This is a genomic window from Arthrobacter sp. U41 (assembly GCF_001750145.1).
Classification (GTDB): domain Bacteria; phylum Actinomycetota; class Actinomycetes; order Actinomycetales; family Micrococcaceae; genus Arthrobacter.
The window spans coordinates 3132607-3148375 of record NZ_CP015732.1; the positions used below are offsets into that span (position 1 = coordinate 3132607).

15 protein-coding genes and 2 pseudogenes are annotated in these 15769 nt (G+C 65.6%); 11 read left to right on the forward strand and 6 right to left on the reverse strand.

Annotation, left to right across the window (positions count from 1 at the left end):
- Positions 1–370: 370 nt before the first annotated feature.
- On the reverse strand, positions 371–1438 hold the full coding sequence (locus ASPU41_RS14205; protein ID WP_069951463.1) for a glycosyltransferase family 4 protein: 1068 nt from the start codon (positions 1436–1438) through the stop codon (positions 371–373).
- 1013 nt (positions 1439–2451) lie between these two features.
- On the opposite strand from ASPU41_RS14205, the pseudogene ASPU41_RS14215 reads away from it, so the two are divergent.
- Positions 2452–4946 (forward strand): annotated as a pseudogene (locus tag ASPU41_RS14215) (ATP-dependent Clp protease ATP-binding subunit).
- A 206-nt stretch (positions 4947–5152) separates the two neighbouring features.
- Here ASPU41_RS14215 and ASPU41_RS14220 read toward each other — a convergent pair.
- The gene (locus ASPU41_RS14220) at positions 5153–5380 is read right to left on the reverse strand and encodes a hypothetical protein (protein ID WP_157357003.1); all 228 of its coding nucleotides are present in this window, start codon (positions 5378–5380) and stop codon (positions 5153–5155) included.
- Between the two features lie 310 nt (positions 5381–5690).
- Here ASPU41_RS14220 and ASPU41_RS14225 point away from each other — a divergent pair, with 310 nt between their 5' ends.
- The gene (locus tag ASPU41_RS14225; protein WP_069951466.1) at positions 5691–6119 is read left to right on the forward strand and encodes a hypothetical protein; all 429 of its coding nucleotides are present in this window, start codon (positions 5691–5693) and stop codon (positions 6117–6119) included.
- Between the two features lie 376 nt (positions 6120–6495).
- Complete coding sequence (locus ASPU41_RS14230) at positions 6496–6807, forward strand: low affinity iron permease family protein (RefSeq protein ID WP_069951467.1); 312 nt, start codon at positions 6496–6498, stop codon at positions 6805–6807.
- Between the two features lie 318 nt (positions 6808–7125).
- Here ASPU41_RS14230 and ASPU41_RS14235 read toward each other — a convergent pair whose 3' ends face one another.
- The 4 genes and pseudogenes from ASPU41_RS14235 to ASPU41_RS14245 form a co-directional block, all read right to left on the reverse strand.
- Positions 7126–7302, reverse strand: a complete 177-nt coding sequence (locus ASPU41_RS14235) for a CsbD family protein (RefSeq protein WP_069951468.1) — start codon at positions 7300–7302, stop codon at positions 7126–7128.
- 350 nt (positions 7303–7652) lie between these two features.
- Positions 7653–7865, reverse strand: coding sequence for a hypothetical protein (locus ASPU41_RS14240; RefSeq protein ID WP_069951469.1), 213 nt, complete (start codon positions 7863–7865; stop codon positions 7653–7655).
- Between the two features lie 219 nt (positions 7866–8084).
- Positions 8085–8285, reverse strand: a pseudogene (locus ASPU41_RS24055) (IS110 family transposase); the annotation flags it as partial.
- A 55-nt stretch (positions 8286–8340) separates the two neighbouring features.
- Positions 8341–11400, reverse strand: a complete 3060-nt coding sequence (locus ASPU41_RS14245) for a Tn3 family transposase (RefSeq protein WP_069951470.1) — start codon at positions 11398–11400, stop codon at positions 8341–8343.
- Positions 11401–12008: 608 nt separating this feature from the next.
- Here ASPU41_RS14245 and ASPU41_RS14250 point away from each other — a divergent pair.
- From ASPU41_RS14250 to ASPU41_RS14285, 8 genes are all read left to right on the forward strand, one after another.
- A complete protein-coding gene (locus ASPU41_RS14250) occupies positions 12009–12440 on the forward strand; it encodes a hypothetical protein (RefSeq protein ID WP_083266521.1) in 432 nt (143 codons plus the stop codon).
- 10 nt (positions 12441–12450) lie between these two features.
- The gene (locus ASPU41_RS14255) at positions 12451–12627 is read left to right on the forward strand and encodes a CsbD family protein (protein ID WP_069952709.1); all 177 of its coding nucleotides are present in this window, start codon (positions 12451–12453) and stop codon (positions 12625–12627) included.
- 105 nt (positions 12628–12732) lie between these two features.
- Positions 12733–13074 carry a LapA family protein gene (locus tag ASPU41_RS14260; protein WP_231941080.1) on the forward strand — a complete coding sequence of 114 codons (342 nt, stop codon included), beginning with the start codon at positions 12733–12735 and terminating at the stop codon, positions 13072–13074.
- On the forward strand, positions 13071–13469 hold the full coding sequence (locus ASPU41_RS14265; protein WP_069951472.1) for a hypothetical protein: 399 nt from the start codon (positions 13071–13073) through the stop codon (positions 13467–13469). The genes ASPU41_RS14260 and ASPU41_RS14265 overlap by 4 nt, the downstream gene beginning before the upstream one ends.
- Positions 13470–13845: 376 nt before the next feature.
- Complete coding sequence (locus tag ASPU41_RS14270) at positions 13846–14217, forward strand: YegP family protein (RefSeq protein ID WP_069951473.1); 372 nt, start codon at positions 13846–13848, stop codon at positions 14215–14217.
- 83 nt (positions 14218–14300) lie between these two features.
- Positions 14301–14579 carry a cupin domain-containing protein gene (locus tag ASPU41_RS14275; protein ID WP_083266522.1) on the forward strand — a complete coding sequence of 93 codons (279 nt, stop codon included), beginning with the start codon at positions 14301–14303 and terminating at the stop codon, positions 14577–14579.
- A gap of 143 nt (positions 14580–14722) precedes the next feature.
- The gene (locus ASPU41_RS14280) at positions 14723–14971 is read left to right on the forward strand and encodes a hypothetical protein (protein ID WP_069951475.1); all 249 of its coding nucleotides are present in this window, start codon (positions 14723–14725) and stop codon (positions 14969–14971) included.
- 291 nt (positions 14972–15262) lie between these two features.
- On the forward strand, positions 15263–15523 hold the full coding sequence (locus ASPU41_RS14285; RefSeq protein WP_069951476.1) for a hypothetical protein: 261 nt from the start codon (positions 15263–15265) through the stop codon (positions 15521–15523).
- Positions 15524–15769: the final 246 nt, after the last annotated feature.

Here is a 15769-nt window from a genome sequence, read left to right on the forward strand (position 1 = left end):
CTCGAGAGCGCATATTTGGAGCGAGCGGTCGGAACTCCGACCCATGAATTGGGTAAGCCCAACAATTCGCCCCGGCAAGGCAGGCACAAAGGGGGCGCTTCAGAAAACGGAAAAAATACTACGCCAAGCCTTGGCCAGTGGTGGTAATGGCCTGAATTTGCCTGTGCCGACCCCTGCCGCCCGCATAGGACCAGCGCGTTGATCGGCTGATGTCAACTGCCTGGAGAGTGCGGACACCTCACCTGACTCATCGGCTTACGGTCGGCCCACGTGGGCAACGTCTGTTGTCCCGGCTGATGGGGTACTCCTTCGCCGAACGCGCGGCACGGGGCTGCTTCCTCAGCCTTGCATCAGCGGCGGACCTTCCTGTTCAGACGAGGGAGCTTGCGTCCAGCGGTGCGGGGGCGTCGGCCGGGGCCGGAACGCCGGTTAGGGCTTCCTCGTAGAGCCGTAGGTGTTCGGAGACCATTCGTTTGGCGCTGAAGCGTGTTGCGGCCGCACGCCGGCATCCGCTGCGGTCCAGCGTTCCCGCCTCGTTGAGGGCTGCCGCGAGTTCGCGGATTCCGCCGCGCAGGAATCCGGTTGCGCCGTCGTCGATGATTTCCGGGGCGGAGCCCCGGGGTGTGGCGATGACCGGGGTGCCGGCGGCCAGGGACTCGATCATGACCATGCCGAAGGGCTCGGGCCACTGAATGGGATTCAGGAGGGCCACGGCGCCTCCGAGCAGCGCGTACTTGTCCGCCGTGTTCAGTTCGCCCAGGTACTCCACGTCCGGCCCGAGCAGCGGCTCGATGACGGTGCGGAAATACTCGTGCTCGTCCCTGTTGTGCATTTTCGCCGCGATCCGCAGCGGCATCCGGGCCAGCCGTGCGGCCCCGATGGCCTGGGGCAGGCCCTTGTCGGGGTGCATCCGGCCCAGAAAGCATGCGTAGCCCCCCTCGCCGCGTCCCACCGGAACCGCGGCGGTGGTGATGCCGTGGTGGATGACCCGGCTGACCCTGAGATCTGGGGCGGAGCGGGCCTGGTGGTGTGAGATGGCAATGAGCGAGGCTTCGGCAGTCATGGCGTGGTAGATCCCGCGCATCCCTCCGGTTAGGGGTCCGTGCGCGGTGGTGATGAGGGGTGTTTTTTCCGGCCGGTGCCGGTACAGGGGCCCGGCGAGGGTGTGATCGTGGATCAGGTCGACGCCGTCCATCGCCTCATAGGCGAACACACTGTGCCGGAGCTCGTCAGCGCACGCGCCCATTGTTGCAGGATCCGCGGCAGGAGCACCGGGAACCTTTGGAACCGGACAGGTACTGCCGGCCGCGGCCGCCAGAAGCACTTCGTGTCCTTCTGCGGCCAGCCCCCGGGCCAGCACATCGACGACGGACTCGATGCCGCCGTACGCCGGCGGGGGCACCGGGATCCACGGCGGAGCGATCAGGCCGATGCGCATCCCGACCCTCCCTCCGGCCGGGACCCGGCGGCCCTTGCCGTGCTGATGATCATGTCCTGAAGCTCATGGAAGGATTGCTGGCCCGCGGCGTTGGTCATGCCCCAATGTAGAGCCGGCCACGCCGCGGCACAACCATAGCCTGGCCCGGACCCATGCAAGGGGCGGGCAGCATGGCCGGTGGCCACGCGAGAGATTTGGCAGTGCACCGCGTGCGACTACCAGGTCTCGCTGACCGCCGGCACGATACTGCACAGGTTCGGCTCTCCAGTTCCCGTGCGGCGGTGGCGAAATTTCAGGTCTGCGAACGCCGCGAGGGCCTGCTTGGTGACGCGAGCTTAGTGGTGGAACGCGGCGGGGGTGGCCCTCTCCGGGCATGGGCCCGGTCAGCGCGTCGAGATATGAGACTTTGGTAGAGGTCTCCGAGGAAGCTCCCGGCAAGGTCACGGCTGAAGCCGTTGCCGACGACGACCCGCTGTGCGGTCCCTTCGGTAAGTTCGGCCGGCATCGGATGGGCCGGAACAATCATCCGCGCCTGCGCAGCCGCTCGGAGAGGTGGTAGAAGTTCCAGTTATCCGAGTAACCGTCTTTGAGCCGCCAGGCGAAGATGGGGACGCCGGGGCCATCCTGATCGCCAGTCACACACCGCAGGGCTTGAAATTTCAAAGATGAGTCCTGTCTTGCAGCCCAGGGCTTGGGAGACACACGAGCTGTTGATGATCCCATCGAGACCGCCGTTCATCGCTGGTCATCGGATTCAGCTGGAACGGCCGTCTCGAACTGTGATCAACCGCCATTCATAAGTAACGGTCACACCGATCCGGCGTCGAACTCCGGGAGGTGTTATTGCGGCAGAGATCACACGCGGTGACGTGGCGGATAGCGGTGCGAAAAATCTGCCGCTTACGTGGGAAAGTCACGGAACCTGGCTCTCTTTGTCCTGCCTCCGGCGAACACCCCACGAGGGCCCGCGGCGACGTAGCATCAAGGTAGGCGGCAGCTAGGAGTGTGGCGAAATGTTTGAGCGATTTACGGACCGTGCCCGTCGCGTAGTTGTGCTTGCCCAGGAAGAGGCACGCATGCTGAACCACAATTACATCGGTACCGAACACATCCTCTTGGGTCTGATCCATGAAGGTGAAGGTGTTGCTGCCAAAGCCCTTGAGTCCTTGAGCATTTCGCTCGACGGCGTCCGCGAGCAGGTACAGGAGATCATCGGACCGGGCCAGCAGGCCCCGTCCGGGCACATCCCCTTCACCCCCCGCGCCAAGAAGGTCTTGGAACTCTCGCTCCGCGAGGCCTTGCAGCTGGGACACAACTACATCGGCACCGAGCACATCCTGCTCGGCCTCATCCGCGAGGGTGAAGGCGTTGCCGCCCAGGTGCTGGTCAAGCTCGGGGCGGACCTCAACCGCGTCCGCCAGCAGGTCATCCAGCTGCTCGCCGGCTACCAGGGCAAGGAAACCACGGGCGCAGACCTAGGCCCGGGCCAGGCCGAAGGCACCCCCGCCGGTTCCGTCGTCCTGGACCAGTTCGGCCGCAACCTGACCCAGGCTGCCCGGGAGAACAAGCTGGACCCGGTCATCGGGCGCGAATCCGAGATGGAACGCGTCATGCAGGTCCTCTCCCGCCGCACGAAGAACAACCCCGTGCTGATCGGCGAGCCCGGCGTCGGCAAGACCGCCGTCGTCGAGGGCCTTGCCCAGGCGATCGTTCGCGGCGACGTGCCCGAAACTCTCAAGGGCAAGCAGCTGTACACGCTGGACCTCGGGTCCCTCGTGGCAGGTTCCCGGTACCGCGGTGACTTCGAGGAGCGCCTCAAGAAGGTCCTGAAGGAGATCCGCACCCGCGGTGACATCATCCTGTTCATTGACGAGATCCACACCCTGGTCGGTGCCGGTGCGGCCGAGGGTGCGATCGATGCGGCTTCGATCCTGAAGCCGTTGCTGGCCCGCGGTGAGCTCCAGACCATTGGTGCCACCACGCTGGATGACTACCGCAAGCACATCGAGAAGGATGCCGCGCTGGAGCGCCGCTTCCAGCCGATCCAGGTCAAGGAACCCTCTGTTGCTCACGCGATCGAGATCCTCAAGGGCCTCCGTGACCGGTACGAGGCGCACCACCGGGTCACCATCACCGACGGTGCGCTGGCCGCCGCGGCGAGCCTCTCGGAGCGTTACATCTCGGACCGGTTCCTGCCGGATAAGGCGATCGACCTGATCGATGAGGCCGGCGCACGGCTGCGCATCCGCCGGATGAGCGCCCCGCCGGAGCTCCAGGCGATGGACGAGCGCATCGCCGTACTGAAGCTGGAGAAGGACTCCGCGTTGGATGCGGAGGACTACGAGGGTGCCGCTGCGCTGCGCGACAAGGAGCAGAAGCTCATTGCCGAGCGTGCCGAGAAGGAACGCCAGTGGAAGACCGGCGGCATGGACGACATCTCCGAGGTGGATGAGGAACTGATCGCCGAGGTCCTGGCGAACTCCACGGGCATCCCGGTGTTCAAGCTGACCGAGGAAGAGTCCTCGCGACTGCTGAAGATGGAAGACGAGCTGCACCAGCGCGTGGTGGGCCAGGAGGACGCGATCAAGGCGGTGTCGCGGGCGATCCGCCGTACCCGTGCAGGCCTGAAGGACCCGAAGCGCCCGGGTGGTTCGTTTATCTTCGCCGGCCCCACCGGTGTCGGTAAGACCGAACTCGCCAAGGCCCTCGCCGAGTTCCTGTTCGGTGACGAGGACGCCCTCATCACGCTGGACATGTCCGAGTACTCGGAGAAGCACACGGTGTCGCGTCTCTTCGGTGCCCCTCCGGGCTACGTCGGCTACGAAGAGGGTGGGCAGCTCACCGAGAAGGTCCGCCGTCGTCCGTTCTCCGTGGTCCTGTTCGACGAAGTGGAAAAGGCACACGCTGACCTCTTCAACTCACTCCTGCAGATCTTGGAAGACGGCCGCCTGACCGACTCCCAGGGCCGGGTGGTGGACTTCAAGAACACCGTGATCATCATGACCACCAACCTGGCACGCGGGATATTTCCAAGAGCGTTGCCACCGGTTTCCAGTCCGGCACGGACACGCAGACCGGGTACAACCGGATGCGTGCCCGCGTGACGGAGGAGCTCAAGCAGCACTTCCGCCCGGAGTTCCTGAACCGTGTGGATGACGTTGTGGTGTTCCCGCAGCTCACCCAGGACGAGATCATCGAGATCGTGGACATGTTCGTCAGCCGCCTGGGGCAGCGACTGGCGGACAAGGACATGGGCATCGAGCTCACCACCGCGGCCAAGATCCTGCTGGCAACCCGCGGCTACGATCCCGCCATGGGTGCCCGGCCGCTGCGCCGCACCATCCAGCGCGAGATCGAGAACCAGCTCTCCGAGAAGATCATCTTCGGCGAGATCAAGCCCGGCCAGATCATCGCGGTCGACGTTGCCGGCGAGGGCGATGACGCGACGTTCACCTTCACAGGAAACACGAAACCGCGGATCCCGGACGCCCTGCCCGTCCCGGGCTGAGGGGTGAAGCGGCCGGCGCCCGCGTCGCAGCCGGACCTGGGACACGGCGCCCCGCCGCTGGCTGATTACGACGGACGCCCAGGGCGCCGACGGAGAATCCGACTGTGCTCATTCATCGGTCGTCCTTGAGGGTTTTGGGGGCTGCGGATGACTGTGCTGCCGGGACCCGCGCGCCGGCGGCTGCGGGAGCCGTCAACGGCACCTTACTAGTGATCCGCAGCGGGTTCCCCTGCAGCATGTGCTTCCCCTGCGGGGTGCCGGGCCTGTTCCAGATGGTGTGCCAGCTTTTCTTCAGCGTCCTTGCGCCGCTTTCCAATGATGCGCATCTGCTGAGTCGTCAGATTTTCGCGACGGAAAGGGTGACCGGGATGACGGGCTCGTTCCGTGCCGCCGGGGGCGCCGTGGGCCGGATCCGGACCGGTGTTTTCGCTCATGAACGCATCGTCCCACAGCACTTCCCGGAGCAAAAGAGGGCCATGTACCGCCCTCGCGTGCGCTCTGCCTATGGGGAGCGGCACGTTGTCAACCGCCGTCGGCCGGACTTTCCTGGTGCCGCCGGCTCTCGGCTAATAGTCGGTGCCGCGCAGGGGCGCGCACCCTATGCTTCCGGCCCGCACGCGCGGCCCCGTGTCCTTGTCAGCCTCCTGACGCACAGCTACCCTGATGCCAGAGGGGGGCACAATGGTGGGGCCACGACCGGCAGATCCTGGGCGGGGCGGCTCTCCCGGACAAAGGAGTCTGTCAATGTCGATCATGTCCCATCCCCGCAAACCGGCTCGAGCAAACGGACCGCGCGGGCAGCGGCTCTGGTGCACCGAATGTGACACCGACGAGCATCTGGTCATCGAATCCATCCAGGCCCTGACACCGCCGAGAACAGGGCTGGTCGATGCCGCCTACACCTGCATTGAATGCGACTTTTTCTACGCGCACCCGGCCACGGTGGCCCAGGTTGCCGCGGTCCTGAACCGTCCTGGTCCAGGATCCGGGGTGTCGCAGTTCGGCGGGGCCTACCTTCACTGCGGGGAACCGATGTCCGCCGCCGGCTCCGAGCACCGCAGCGTCTACGTCCCGGTGTCCACCGAACACTCCGTTGACAGACCCCTGGAGGTGTACCTGCGCACCAGGGTCCTGCGCTGCCGCTGCGGTTTCCAGATGGAAATACCGGACTGACTCCACCGCAGGGCCGGAACGACTGCCGGTGAGAGGGTACGGATGCCGTCACGGTATCTAGAAAACCCGTGGCTGACGGACCCTCGTAACCGGTGACCGACCGCCACCGGCAACGGCGCCGAGGCCGTTCCCCGCCAAGAGAGCCAGGCGGAAAGTGAGGACTGATCGGGCCGGTGGCCCGTGAAAGGGCCCCCGGGACTTGTCCAGGCAGCAATGACTGTTGGGCGGCCACGGCCCAAGGCATCTGTCCTGGACCGGTTCCTTGAACGGGGGAGGGGGATTGATCCTAATGTCCGCCCGCTCTCTCGGTTCCCGTTCAGATTGGAGTGGCGGATGAGATTGCAGACCCCGGGGTGTGCCCAGATGGGGGAGGAGAATGGCAACCGGGGATAAGGGTGACAAGCCGGACGTATTCACACGGTTCACGACAAAGTTGGCCAGCGTGCTGGGGCTTGCCTGGGTGTTTGCCGTTGCGGTCGCCGTTTTGACTGTCTGGGCTTTCACCGGTCCGCTGCCCGGTTTTTCTGACAGCTGGCAGCTGATCATCCATACGAGCACGACCATCGTGACGTTCCTGATGGTGTTTATCATCCAGAACACGCAGAACCGTGACACGGCCGCGATGCATGTGAAGCTGGATGCGATCATGCTCGAGCTGAAGGTCAGCAACTCGAAGCTGTACTGCTAACGGGGGCCCCGACCACGAGGGCGGGACGGAGCTCGAGGACCAGCGCAAACGCATCGAGCGTGAAGGCGAGAAGGAGAACGGGTAGTAGCTCAGTCAGACTGCGTGCGGAGCCCACATCACTGGTTTCTCCAGAGCGTCCACGGGGACCGGGACCCGCACATGAAGCCCGATGCCCTGTCAACCGAAACTTATCAGTCACACATGTTGGGACGTGAAAAAACTTCGGGAGCGGCCGCTTGATCTTTCCTGCTGCCAGGCATAGGCATAGGCAGAGGTGCGGTCCGTCCGGACCGCACCTCTGCCTTCTGGCTGCGTGTCTCAGTGTTTCTTGAAGGCATCCTTGATTTTTTCGCCGGCCTGCTTCAGGTCCGCTTTGACTTGCTCGCCTTTGCCCTCGGCCTTCAGCCGGTCGTTGCCGGTGGCATCGCCGGCGGCTGCTTTGCCCTTGCCGTGGAGTTTCTCGGCGGCGTTGTGGATCTTGTCACCCAAACCCATGGTCGTTCTCCTTATTTGGCCGCCCCCGAGACGTGAATGCCGTGGAGGCCGACAGTTAATTGTAGGGACGGAACCGTCAAGAGTCGGTGCGATGGGCGATCGGAATAGCCGGTGATTTGGGCCGGAATTGGCGGTCGGTGCCGGCCGGTGGGTCCGCCGCGTGGATTTTGGCTCCGTTTCTTCGCTGCGGGCATACGGTTGTAATTTTCGGCCCCGGGTGGCAGGTCTTCCTCAGTGCTGAAATGGCACCCGGACACGCAGAACAAACGTGACGCACCGCCGCCGCGTCCCGGCAAGCGGTTTCATCCACGAACGGTGAAGGCCCGTAAGCAGCCTGGATTTGCGGGGTCCTATGCGATCAACGTGTGCAGATCGACCCCGAAGAGGGCCACGAGAGGCCACAGGACAATCGCCGCGAGGCCTTCCAGAATGTTGCCGGGAACGTTCCATGCCACGAGATAGCCGTGGGTGGCGGCGACCACTACCCCGATGATCAGATACACGATCCCGATCAGACCTATTCCGCGCCTGCCCATTTTGCGCCTGCCAATTCCGCGTATCATCGCTCATCTCCCGCTGCGGGGTGTGAATCAGATTATAGTATCGCCGGGGGCGTTCGGGGGAGTGTCACCATCGGCTCAGCTCAGAGCCTCAACGCCTCTGGGATTGCCATCGAGTGAGCTTCTCAACTCAGGCCTCGCCCCAGCTCATCCTTGAACTCCTGACTGAACTGCCGACGTGGTGCAGACACACTGCCGTTTTCTCTTTCAGGGGAAACCTCAGAGCACGTTCGACCGGCCTGCAGCGCGCAGACCGGTGGGACCGGCGTACCTGACCAGCACGGTCCCCGGGAAAGCCCGCTCAAGGCCAGGGAATATCTGCAGCAGCGACCGCAGACGGTTGATCGCGCGGGTGCATTCATGGGTCAGGTCGGCATCGAACCCGGAGAGCACCTTCAGTGCGGAGAGGACCTCGCTGTCCCGGCCACGGACCCATGCCCGGGGATGCGACGTGGCTGCCTGCTCCGGCGTCTTACTCCTAGTCGCTGTCGCGGTGGTCTGGATCGCGCAGCGTGCGGCGGCCGCCGGAGAGGTCGGGAAGTTGGAAGGAGTAGTGGCCGTGGACGTTGATGTGCCGGCGCACGTACGCCGACAGGCGGACGACATCGGCATCGAGCACCGGGTAGCCCTGTTCCCGCAGTGCGGTCAGGGCGTGGTCGAGGTAGACCGTGTTCCACAACGTCACACAATTCAAGACAAGGCCCAGGGCGCCGAGTTGGTCTTCCTGCCCGTCACGGTACGCCTGGTGGAGCTTGCCCTCGCGGCCGTGGAAGATGTGCCTGGCCAGGGCGTGGCGGCTCTCCTGGAGGTTGCGCATCGCTTTCATCTCCCGGCGGTAGGCCGGGTCATCGACGAAGGTGAGGACGTGCAGGGTTTTGAAGATCCGGCCGTAGTGAGCCACCGCCTCGCCCAGATCGGTCGGACGGCCGTCGCGTTGCAGGATGCGGATCACATCGTGGGCGGAGACCTCGCGGGTGTGGATCGAAGCGGCGATCCGGCAGATGTCCGGCCAGTGCCGGCGGACCTTCTCAACGTCAACCTTTCCCCGGGCGGTCCTGTCGAGCCGGCCGTAGTCGGCTGACCCGTTGATCCGCCACAGCTTGGCGTCGGGCAGGTCCGCGAGGACCGGCCGATAGTCGAACCCCAGCAAGGTGACGAGTCCGAACACGATGTCGGAGTAGGAACCCTGGTCGGTGATCAGCACCTCGGGCCGCTGGCTGCCGTCGGGGTTGTAGAGCAGGTCCACGAAGTGAAGGGTGTCCTTCGGGGTGCCCGACACCACCTTGGCCGCCAGCCCGACGGACTGATCGGAGATCATGTTCAGCCAGGTCACGCCCTTCTTTCGGTGGAAGTACTTCGGGTTTGGGCGGGCGTCGACGGAGCGGACCGGCACGATGAACCGCATCCCGTCGACGGCGGCGACCAGCCCACCGCCCCACGCCTGCGCCAAGTCGCTGGTGCCCTGGGCATCGATGAGCACCGCGTTGGCTGCGGCGTAGGAGTCCGAGCCGAGGTAGTGCTGGTCGACGTGGGAGAGCCGGTCGCGGGTCAGCGCCGGAGCGTCGGCGATCACCGGTCCGAACCCGATGTTCAGCGCGTGCGCGGTCAGCAGCGCGGCGACCGAGACGTGCAGGTCGCTCAGCCGGGAGGACACGCCGGCTGCGGAGGTGAAGGAAGCGGTGAAGTCCGGGCGCCAGCCCATCACCTCGAGCACCAGCTCCGACAGATCCACGCGCGGGATCATGCCGGCTACACGGGTACGCAGTTCTTTCAGGCTGGGCGACTCCTCCAGGGCGTCGTCCTTGTCCAGGTGCATCCGGCCGTCGGTGTCCACGGTGATGTCCCCGCCTGCGATCATCCCGCCGGCCACCGTTCGCCATGCCGTGTCCAAGGTCCCGGCATGCTCGGCGAGCAGCGAGTCGGGCTGCTCCGGCAGTAGCAACGCGCCCAGCGCCGGGCCCTTCGCGTTCTCCCACGCCGGGCCGGACAGTAGCCGGGCCCGGGGATCTGACCAGCGGTCGGAGGTGGCCGCGAAGATGTCGCGGTGCTTGAGCGCGGTGTGGAACTGCTCCAGGACGCAGAACACGTAGGCGTTGCGGTCCACCGTGCCCCCGGGCCTGCCGGCGGGGAACACCAGCTTCTGCCACCAGCCCTTCGGCACCACCGACAGGTCGACTTTGCGGGCATCGAGGTACCCTTTGGGCACCTTCACGCTCTCCCGCAGGTCCAGCAGATGCGCCAGGTCCTGCATCGCCGCCAGGATCTTGTGTGCGTCGGCGGTCGCCGCGAACCCGACTACCTCGCATAGCATCTTGGCGAAGCCGCGTACGGTGGCGTACCGCTCCACGACCGCCTCCCGCCACTGCCCCTCCGGTTCGGCCTGCGGCGGCGGGATGATTTCCCGGATTCCCTCCACCGCCGCGGCGATCTGCGCCCGGGAGCCCACCTGGTGCTCGATCATTTCCCACACCAGGCCCAACGGAATCTCCTCACTCGCCCCCTCGGCCTCGAGCAGAAGTTCCACCACCGACTGGAGTACCCGGGCGTGCCGGGCGACCATCGGCGCCCGCTTGATTGTGGCCTTCTCCGCGGCCTTGTTTGCCCGCCCGATCAGCTCGTTGGACATGAATACGTCGAACAGTTCCAGGGCGTCGTCGGTGGCGCTAAATTCCAGCCACCGCACCGTGGCCAGCAGTGTGGTGATCTTCTTCTCGTACGGCAACCGGTCAAGCTTGGTCGCCGTCTCGTTCCTGCCCTCCTTCGCCAGAGCGATCAACCGCCGCTTGGGCACCCCGCCCACATCCACCTCGCCCAGGTGCAGCCCAGCGATCTCCGATACCCGGTTCAGCGCCATGACCATGCCGCGCCCTGTCGTGTTCTTCCCCGCCTTGCGCCACATCTCCAACTGCGACCAACGGCTAGGCTCGGGCACCTGCAGCAGTTTCTCCAGCTCAAGGGCCTGCTCGCCGGTCACCGCCCCCGCCAGGGCGGCGTACAGCCTGGTCTCCGCCTTCTTACGGACGCTGGCCACCTCGTCCCGTAAAGTCGTGACCCCCGGCAGCAGCGCTCTCCGCGCCCGTAACCATCCCACCGCCGCGTAGAACAGCGGCTTCGGTTGATCACCGGTCGTCCACGCCTGTCCGTCCAACCAGCCGATCAACTCCGCCTCCGCCGAGGCGTAGGAGACATAACCGTATACCTCGGCGATCTCCGCCTGATGCTCAAACCGCGTCGGCCGCCGTTCCAAGTACCCCTTCACGCACGACGGATCCGCCACCCCGACTTGTCCGGCCACATAATCCACCACCGTGGTCGGTACGTCGAGGGGGTCCTCCAGAAACGTGCCCAGGTGTCGGACGGTCACCAGCTGGAGACTGAACCCGATTCGGTTGCGATCACCGCGCCGTTTCGCGACGAGGTCCAGATCGGCGTCGTCCAGGAAGAAGAACCGCTCCAACACCGCCTGTTCCGGGGCTTGCGCCTCGAATCTCCCGTACGAGGCCTCCTCGGCCGCAGTCAAATATTTATGTTTATCCATACAGGCTCAACGAACCGAGGCGACCATCGTTACCACTGGAGATCGGCTTAGCGTAGCGTGGTCGATCCAACGAAACTCGCCTACGCAGCACACCTTCGCGACCAGGAGGACCGTGGACCGTTTGCTCATAGCTGGCTCTCGAGTTAGCTCCGCATGCTGCCACGTCACCGGTGTACCACCGTCCGGGGCACGTTATGGTCAGGCCGCGTTCATGCGTTCTCCTTGCTGGAGCGGGGCGGCCAGTGACCAGCACCAGCCGGCGAGCTCGCGGGCGATGGCGGTGTTGGCCTTGACTGACATTTTATGGCGGTCATCGAAGTGCTCCCACTTGTGGTCACAGGCTGCCGCCGGGCGTCCATGCCCTCCAGCTGGACCTGCGCGAGGCCATGTCCACGGTCCATGATGGGGAACGTGGATGGGCCTCCGCCAGCGCAGCCACACTCACCGATGGCCAGTGCGTCATCTTCGCCCGCAGGATCCTGGACGCCGCCCGCCTCCTGCGGGAGGAACGCGGCGGTGCCCAGGTACGCCGGCCGGGCCGGTTGTGGGAGAGAATGAGGAACCGCCGGCCGGCGGGGTGGTGGTGCTGCTGGCGGAAGGGAGGGGCTGTGGAGGACCCGTACACGGTTTCGCTGCACCTGATCTTCCTGGGAACGCTCATGCTGGTCACCATGTTCCTCGCCGGGCTTGTGCTGTTCGCGGCCCTGCTGTTCCTGGCCGGGGCTGCCCGGTTGCTGGCACTGCTCGCCCGAGGGCTCTTCCGCCGGGCGGTTCTCAGGCACCGGCCACGTCCCCTCGGGAAGGCATCCGGATCAGGCCGAAGCGGCAGCGCGAATGAACAGCGCGCAGTGCCCACGGTGCCTCGGAATCCGGGTCTGACGGGGATGCCCGGGGGCCGGACCGCGGGCGGCCTTATCAGCACAATGTCGGGCCAGGGCGAGGGCAGGTCCTCCGGCGCGCAGAATGAGGATCCGGTGACGGCACCCGGGGTTACGATGAACATGTCCCCGGGGCTCTCCGGCGGACCATCCGCTCGATAGGGGAATGATCATGGGTTTGGGTGACAAGTTCAAGCACGCTACCGAGAAGGCCGCGGGCAAAGGCAAAGAGACGACCGGGGAAGCGACCGGCGATGAAAGCCTGAAAGCCGAAGGCAAAACCGACCAGACCAAGGCAAGCCTGAAGCAGGCTGCAGAGAAGGTCAAGGACGCTTTCAAAAAACGCTGATGCGCAACTCATGGATTGCCGCGGACGGGGCGCACGGACCGCCCTGCCCTGGTTAGTCCAGCCCTCGGGGATGGAGAACGCCAATGGGAGGAACGAGGAGACCGCGTGAATGCTGAACCGCCTCCGGCGCCTCAGCCGGCGCCTCAGCCGGCGCCCGGCCCGGCGCCCACACCGGCCGCCGGCAAGCGCCCGGCGGTCACCCGCGCCGGGATGGTCTGGGTCTCCACGGTAGCTGCCCTGGTGCTGCTGGTCCTCCTCATCGCCTTCATCGTGCAGAACCAGGACGATGTCAGGGTACGTTTCTTCACCCTGGAGGGAACCATATCCCTGGGGATGGCCCTGTTCATCGCAGCGGTGGGCGGAGGTGTCCTGGTCGCCGTGGCCGGTGCGGTAAGAATCATCCAACTCAGGTCCCGCAGCCACCGGACCGTAAGGAGATCACCATGATCGGATGGAACAAGACCGCGCACGACGTTCAGCCCCGCGTGGCGGGCTGGATCAAACACGTCGCCCAGGACCGCTCGCCCCAGGCGGAAGCGGCTGTGCGATGGGCGCTGTCCCGGCTCGACGACGCCAATGTGCCCGAGGTGGCCCACGCGGTGGTCCTCACGCTCACGGGGAATCAGAAGGCCGCGAAACAGGCACGGAAGGCTGCCGAAACGGCAGTACACCGCGCCGAGCGCAAACTCAGGCACACAGACCACGGCCACGCCAAGGCATGGCTGGCCGCGGGCCTCCTCACCGCGGCCGCGGCCGCAGGAGTAATCATCTGGCGGAGCCTGTCCGGTAGCGGAGAGCCCGAAGCAGCCCAGTCAGGGGACCACCCCACGGACCTCACCTGACATCAATTCCGGATACATGCCCGGAACGGACACCAGCCCGGTTGCCGGTGTGCAGAGGAGTTCTGGACCGACGGCCTGATAGTGGTACCCGCTGCCGGGGTCGAGACCCAAGGAATGCGGGAATTCCTCGCGCTCTGGCACTGCCGGCCTGGTTCAAGTTCAGGGCCGCGGGCTTCCGGTCCGTCAGGCCCGGCCTGGTTCGGGTACTGGTCAGTACGCTTGCTGACCGCGTAGTCTTAGCCCGCATGTGCGTGTCGCGCGTCACAGACACGCAGAACTGAGTCCCTTGCCTGACCAGAGTCTCCGGAATGCAACGTCGCGTCCCGGACCCGAGGAGAAAGCCGGCGCGGCTCCTTCCGCGTCCAGGAGGACACCCATGACAGGTACATTCGAACTCTTCCACGACGAAGACAAGCACTTCAAATTCAGGCTCACGGCCCCCGACGGGACCGTGATGGCCGTTTCCAGGCCATTCCCTGACAAAGCGGCCGCTGTCGCCGGCATCACCGCCGTCCGCGAATACGCCGGCATGGGCTTGATCACTGATCTCTGCCCCGACATCCCCCTCCACAGACCATCGGCTAAAACCCGGCCCGCGACCCGGACTACCTCCCCGGTATCCACCGCCGCTCCGCTGACGGCGGCCCGTTCGGCCGGCGCGCTGCCACCCTGGACGGCGACCGGCGCGCCCGCAAGGCCGGGACACAGCACACGCGACCGCGACCCCCGCCGCCACAGGGCTGCCTGAACCGTTCCAGGGCAGTTCCCCTGGCCGGGGACGGATCGCCCCGGTGACCGGCACGGCGGCAACAGCAACCCATAGGAGCGACCTTGCCCATCAGTGAAACGCAGATCGAGAACGGCACCTTCCGGGTAACCCGCTGGGAACTGGAACCGGGCGATACGATCCCGGCGCACGTGCACGAGCACGAGTACGTGGTCGTGCCCCTCACCGAGGGCACCCTGTGGGCGACCGCCACGGACGGCACCGAGACCGCCGTCGAACTGAGTATTGGCATAAGCTACGCCCGCCCCGCCGGCGCCTCCCGCACCGTCGAAAACCGCGGCACCGCCTGGATCATGTTCGTCGAAATCGAGACGCTTTCCTAGCGTCCCCGTGCTTCACCCGCGCCGCCGGCCTGCCCCTGTCCCTTCACCGACCGGAGGGCGTACCCTGAGCACACTCTCATACCGGGATCCCATGCCGGGGTTCTGTCGGCATGAGTTCACACAGGAAGGAAGCAGAGATTGGCATGAGCATCAAGGATCAGTGGGACCGCCTCGATTCCGCCACACGGAAGTGGCTCATCGATAATCCGGGGTGTCTGATCCTGCCCCGCACCATCACCGCGACTATATGTAAGGAGACGGGCACCGACGAGGGTGACCGGCCCGGCGAGACCGTGCTCTCCCAGGAGGACCGCGACTTCATCCAGGCCAAGGCACACGAGGCGGAAGCCCCGCCCCGGGAGTACCGGTTCTTCGACGCAGCACAACCCTGAAAAACCGGGCACCCTTGCCGCCGGGCAGGGGTGATGCCCGCAGAACCGCCCTGCCGACGGGGGATTCCGGACAGGCCGCCTCGAGAGTAGAGTGACCCGAACCCCCGCTCTGGTATCCGCGCCCATTCGGAACCCTTCAACAGGAATACGGGCCTGCGCCGGCGGGGCGAGCCAGCATCTGATTTGCGTACACCTGCCGGGAGAACCATGCCGGGACCGGTACCTTGCTCCCGGGATTGGATCCGGGCAGAACAGGCCGGCATCACTTAATGAGGAGTGTGTGGGACCTACATGACAATCACAGCCCCGAGACGCGACCGGCGACACCTCCGGGAGTCCGTTCCCGCCCGACCGCCGTCACTGCCCAGCTGCCGTCACTGCGGCACCGACGCCTACCTGGAATTCAGCGGATATGTTCCGGCATCCTACGCCCCGGACCGGGACAGCCTGCGGCCTCCGGTCGTCAGCTACGGCTGCAAACACTGCGGCAAACACTACTCCCACCATGCCCCGGAAGACTGGGCACCGCCGGGCTGGCAGTGGTACGCCTAAACGCGCACCGGCCGAACGCGGGCTCCCCGCTGGCGGAGACCGGCGCGCTCCGGTCCCGATGCGCACCCGTGCACGGGCGACACTGAACGCCTGAATGCTTCCGGTCCCTCGTTGTGGCAGAGGATATCCGGTCCGGTCCGGAGCGGGTGCCGGCGCTGATCCCGCCCCGCCTCTCAACCGGGACCCCCGATGACAGGGGTGGGCGCTTAGCGGAAGTTGAGCAGCGGCCCGGCGATGACAAGGTCA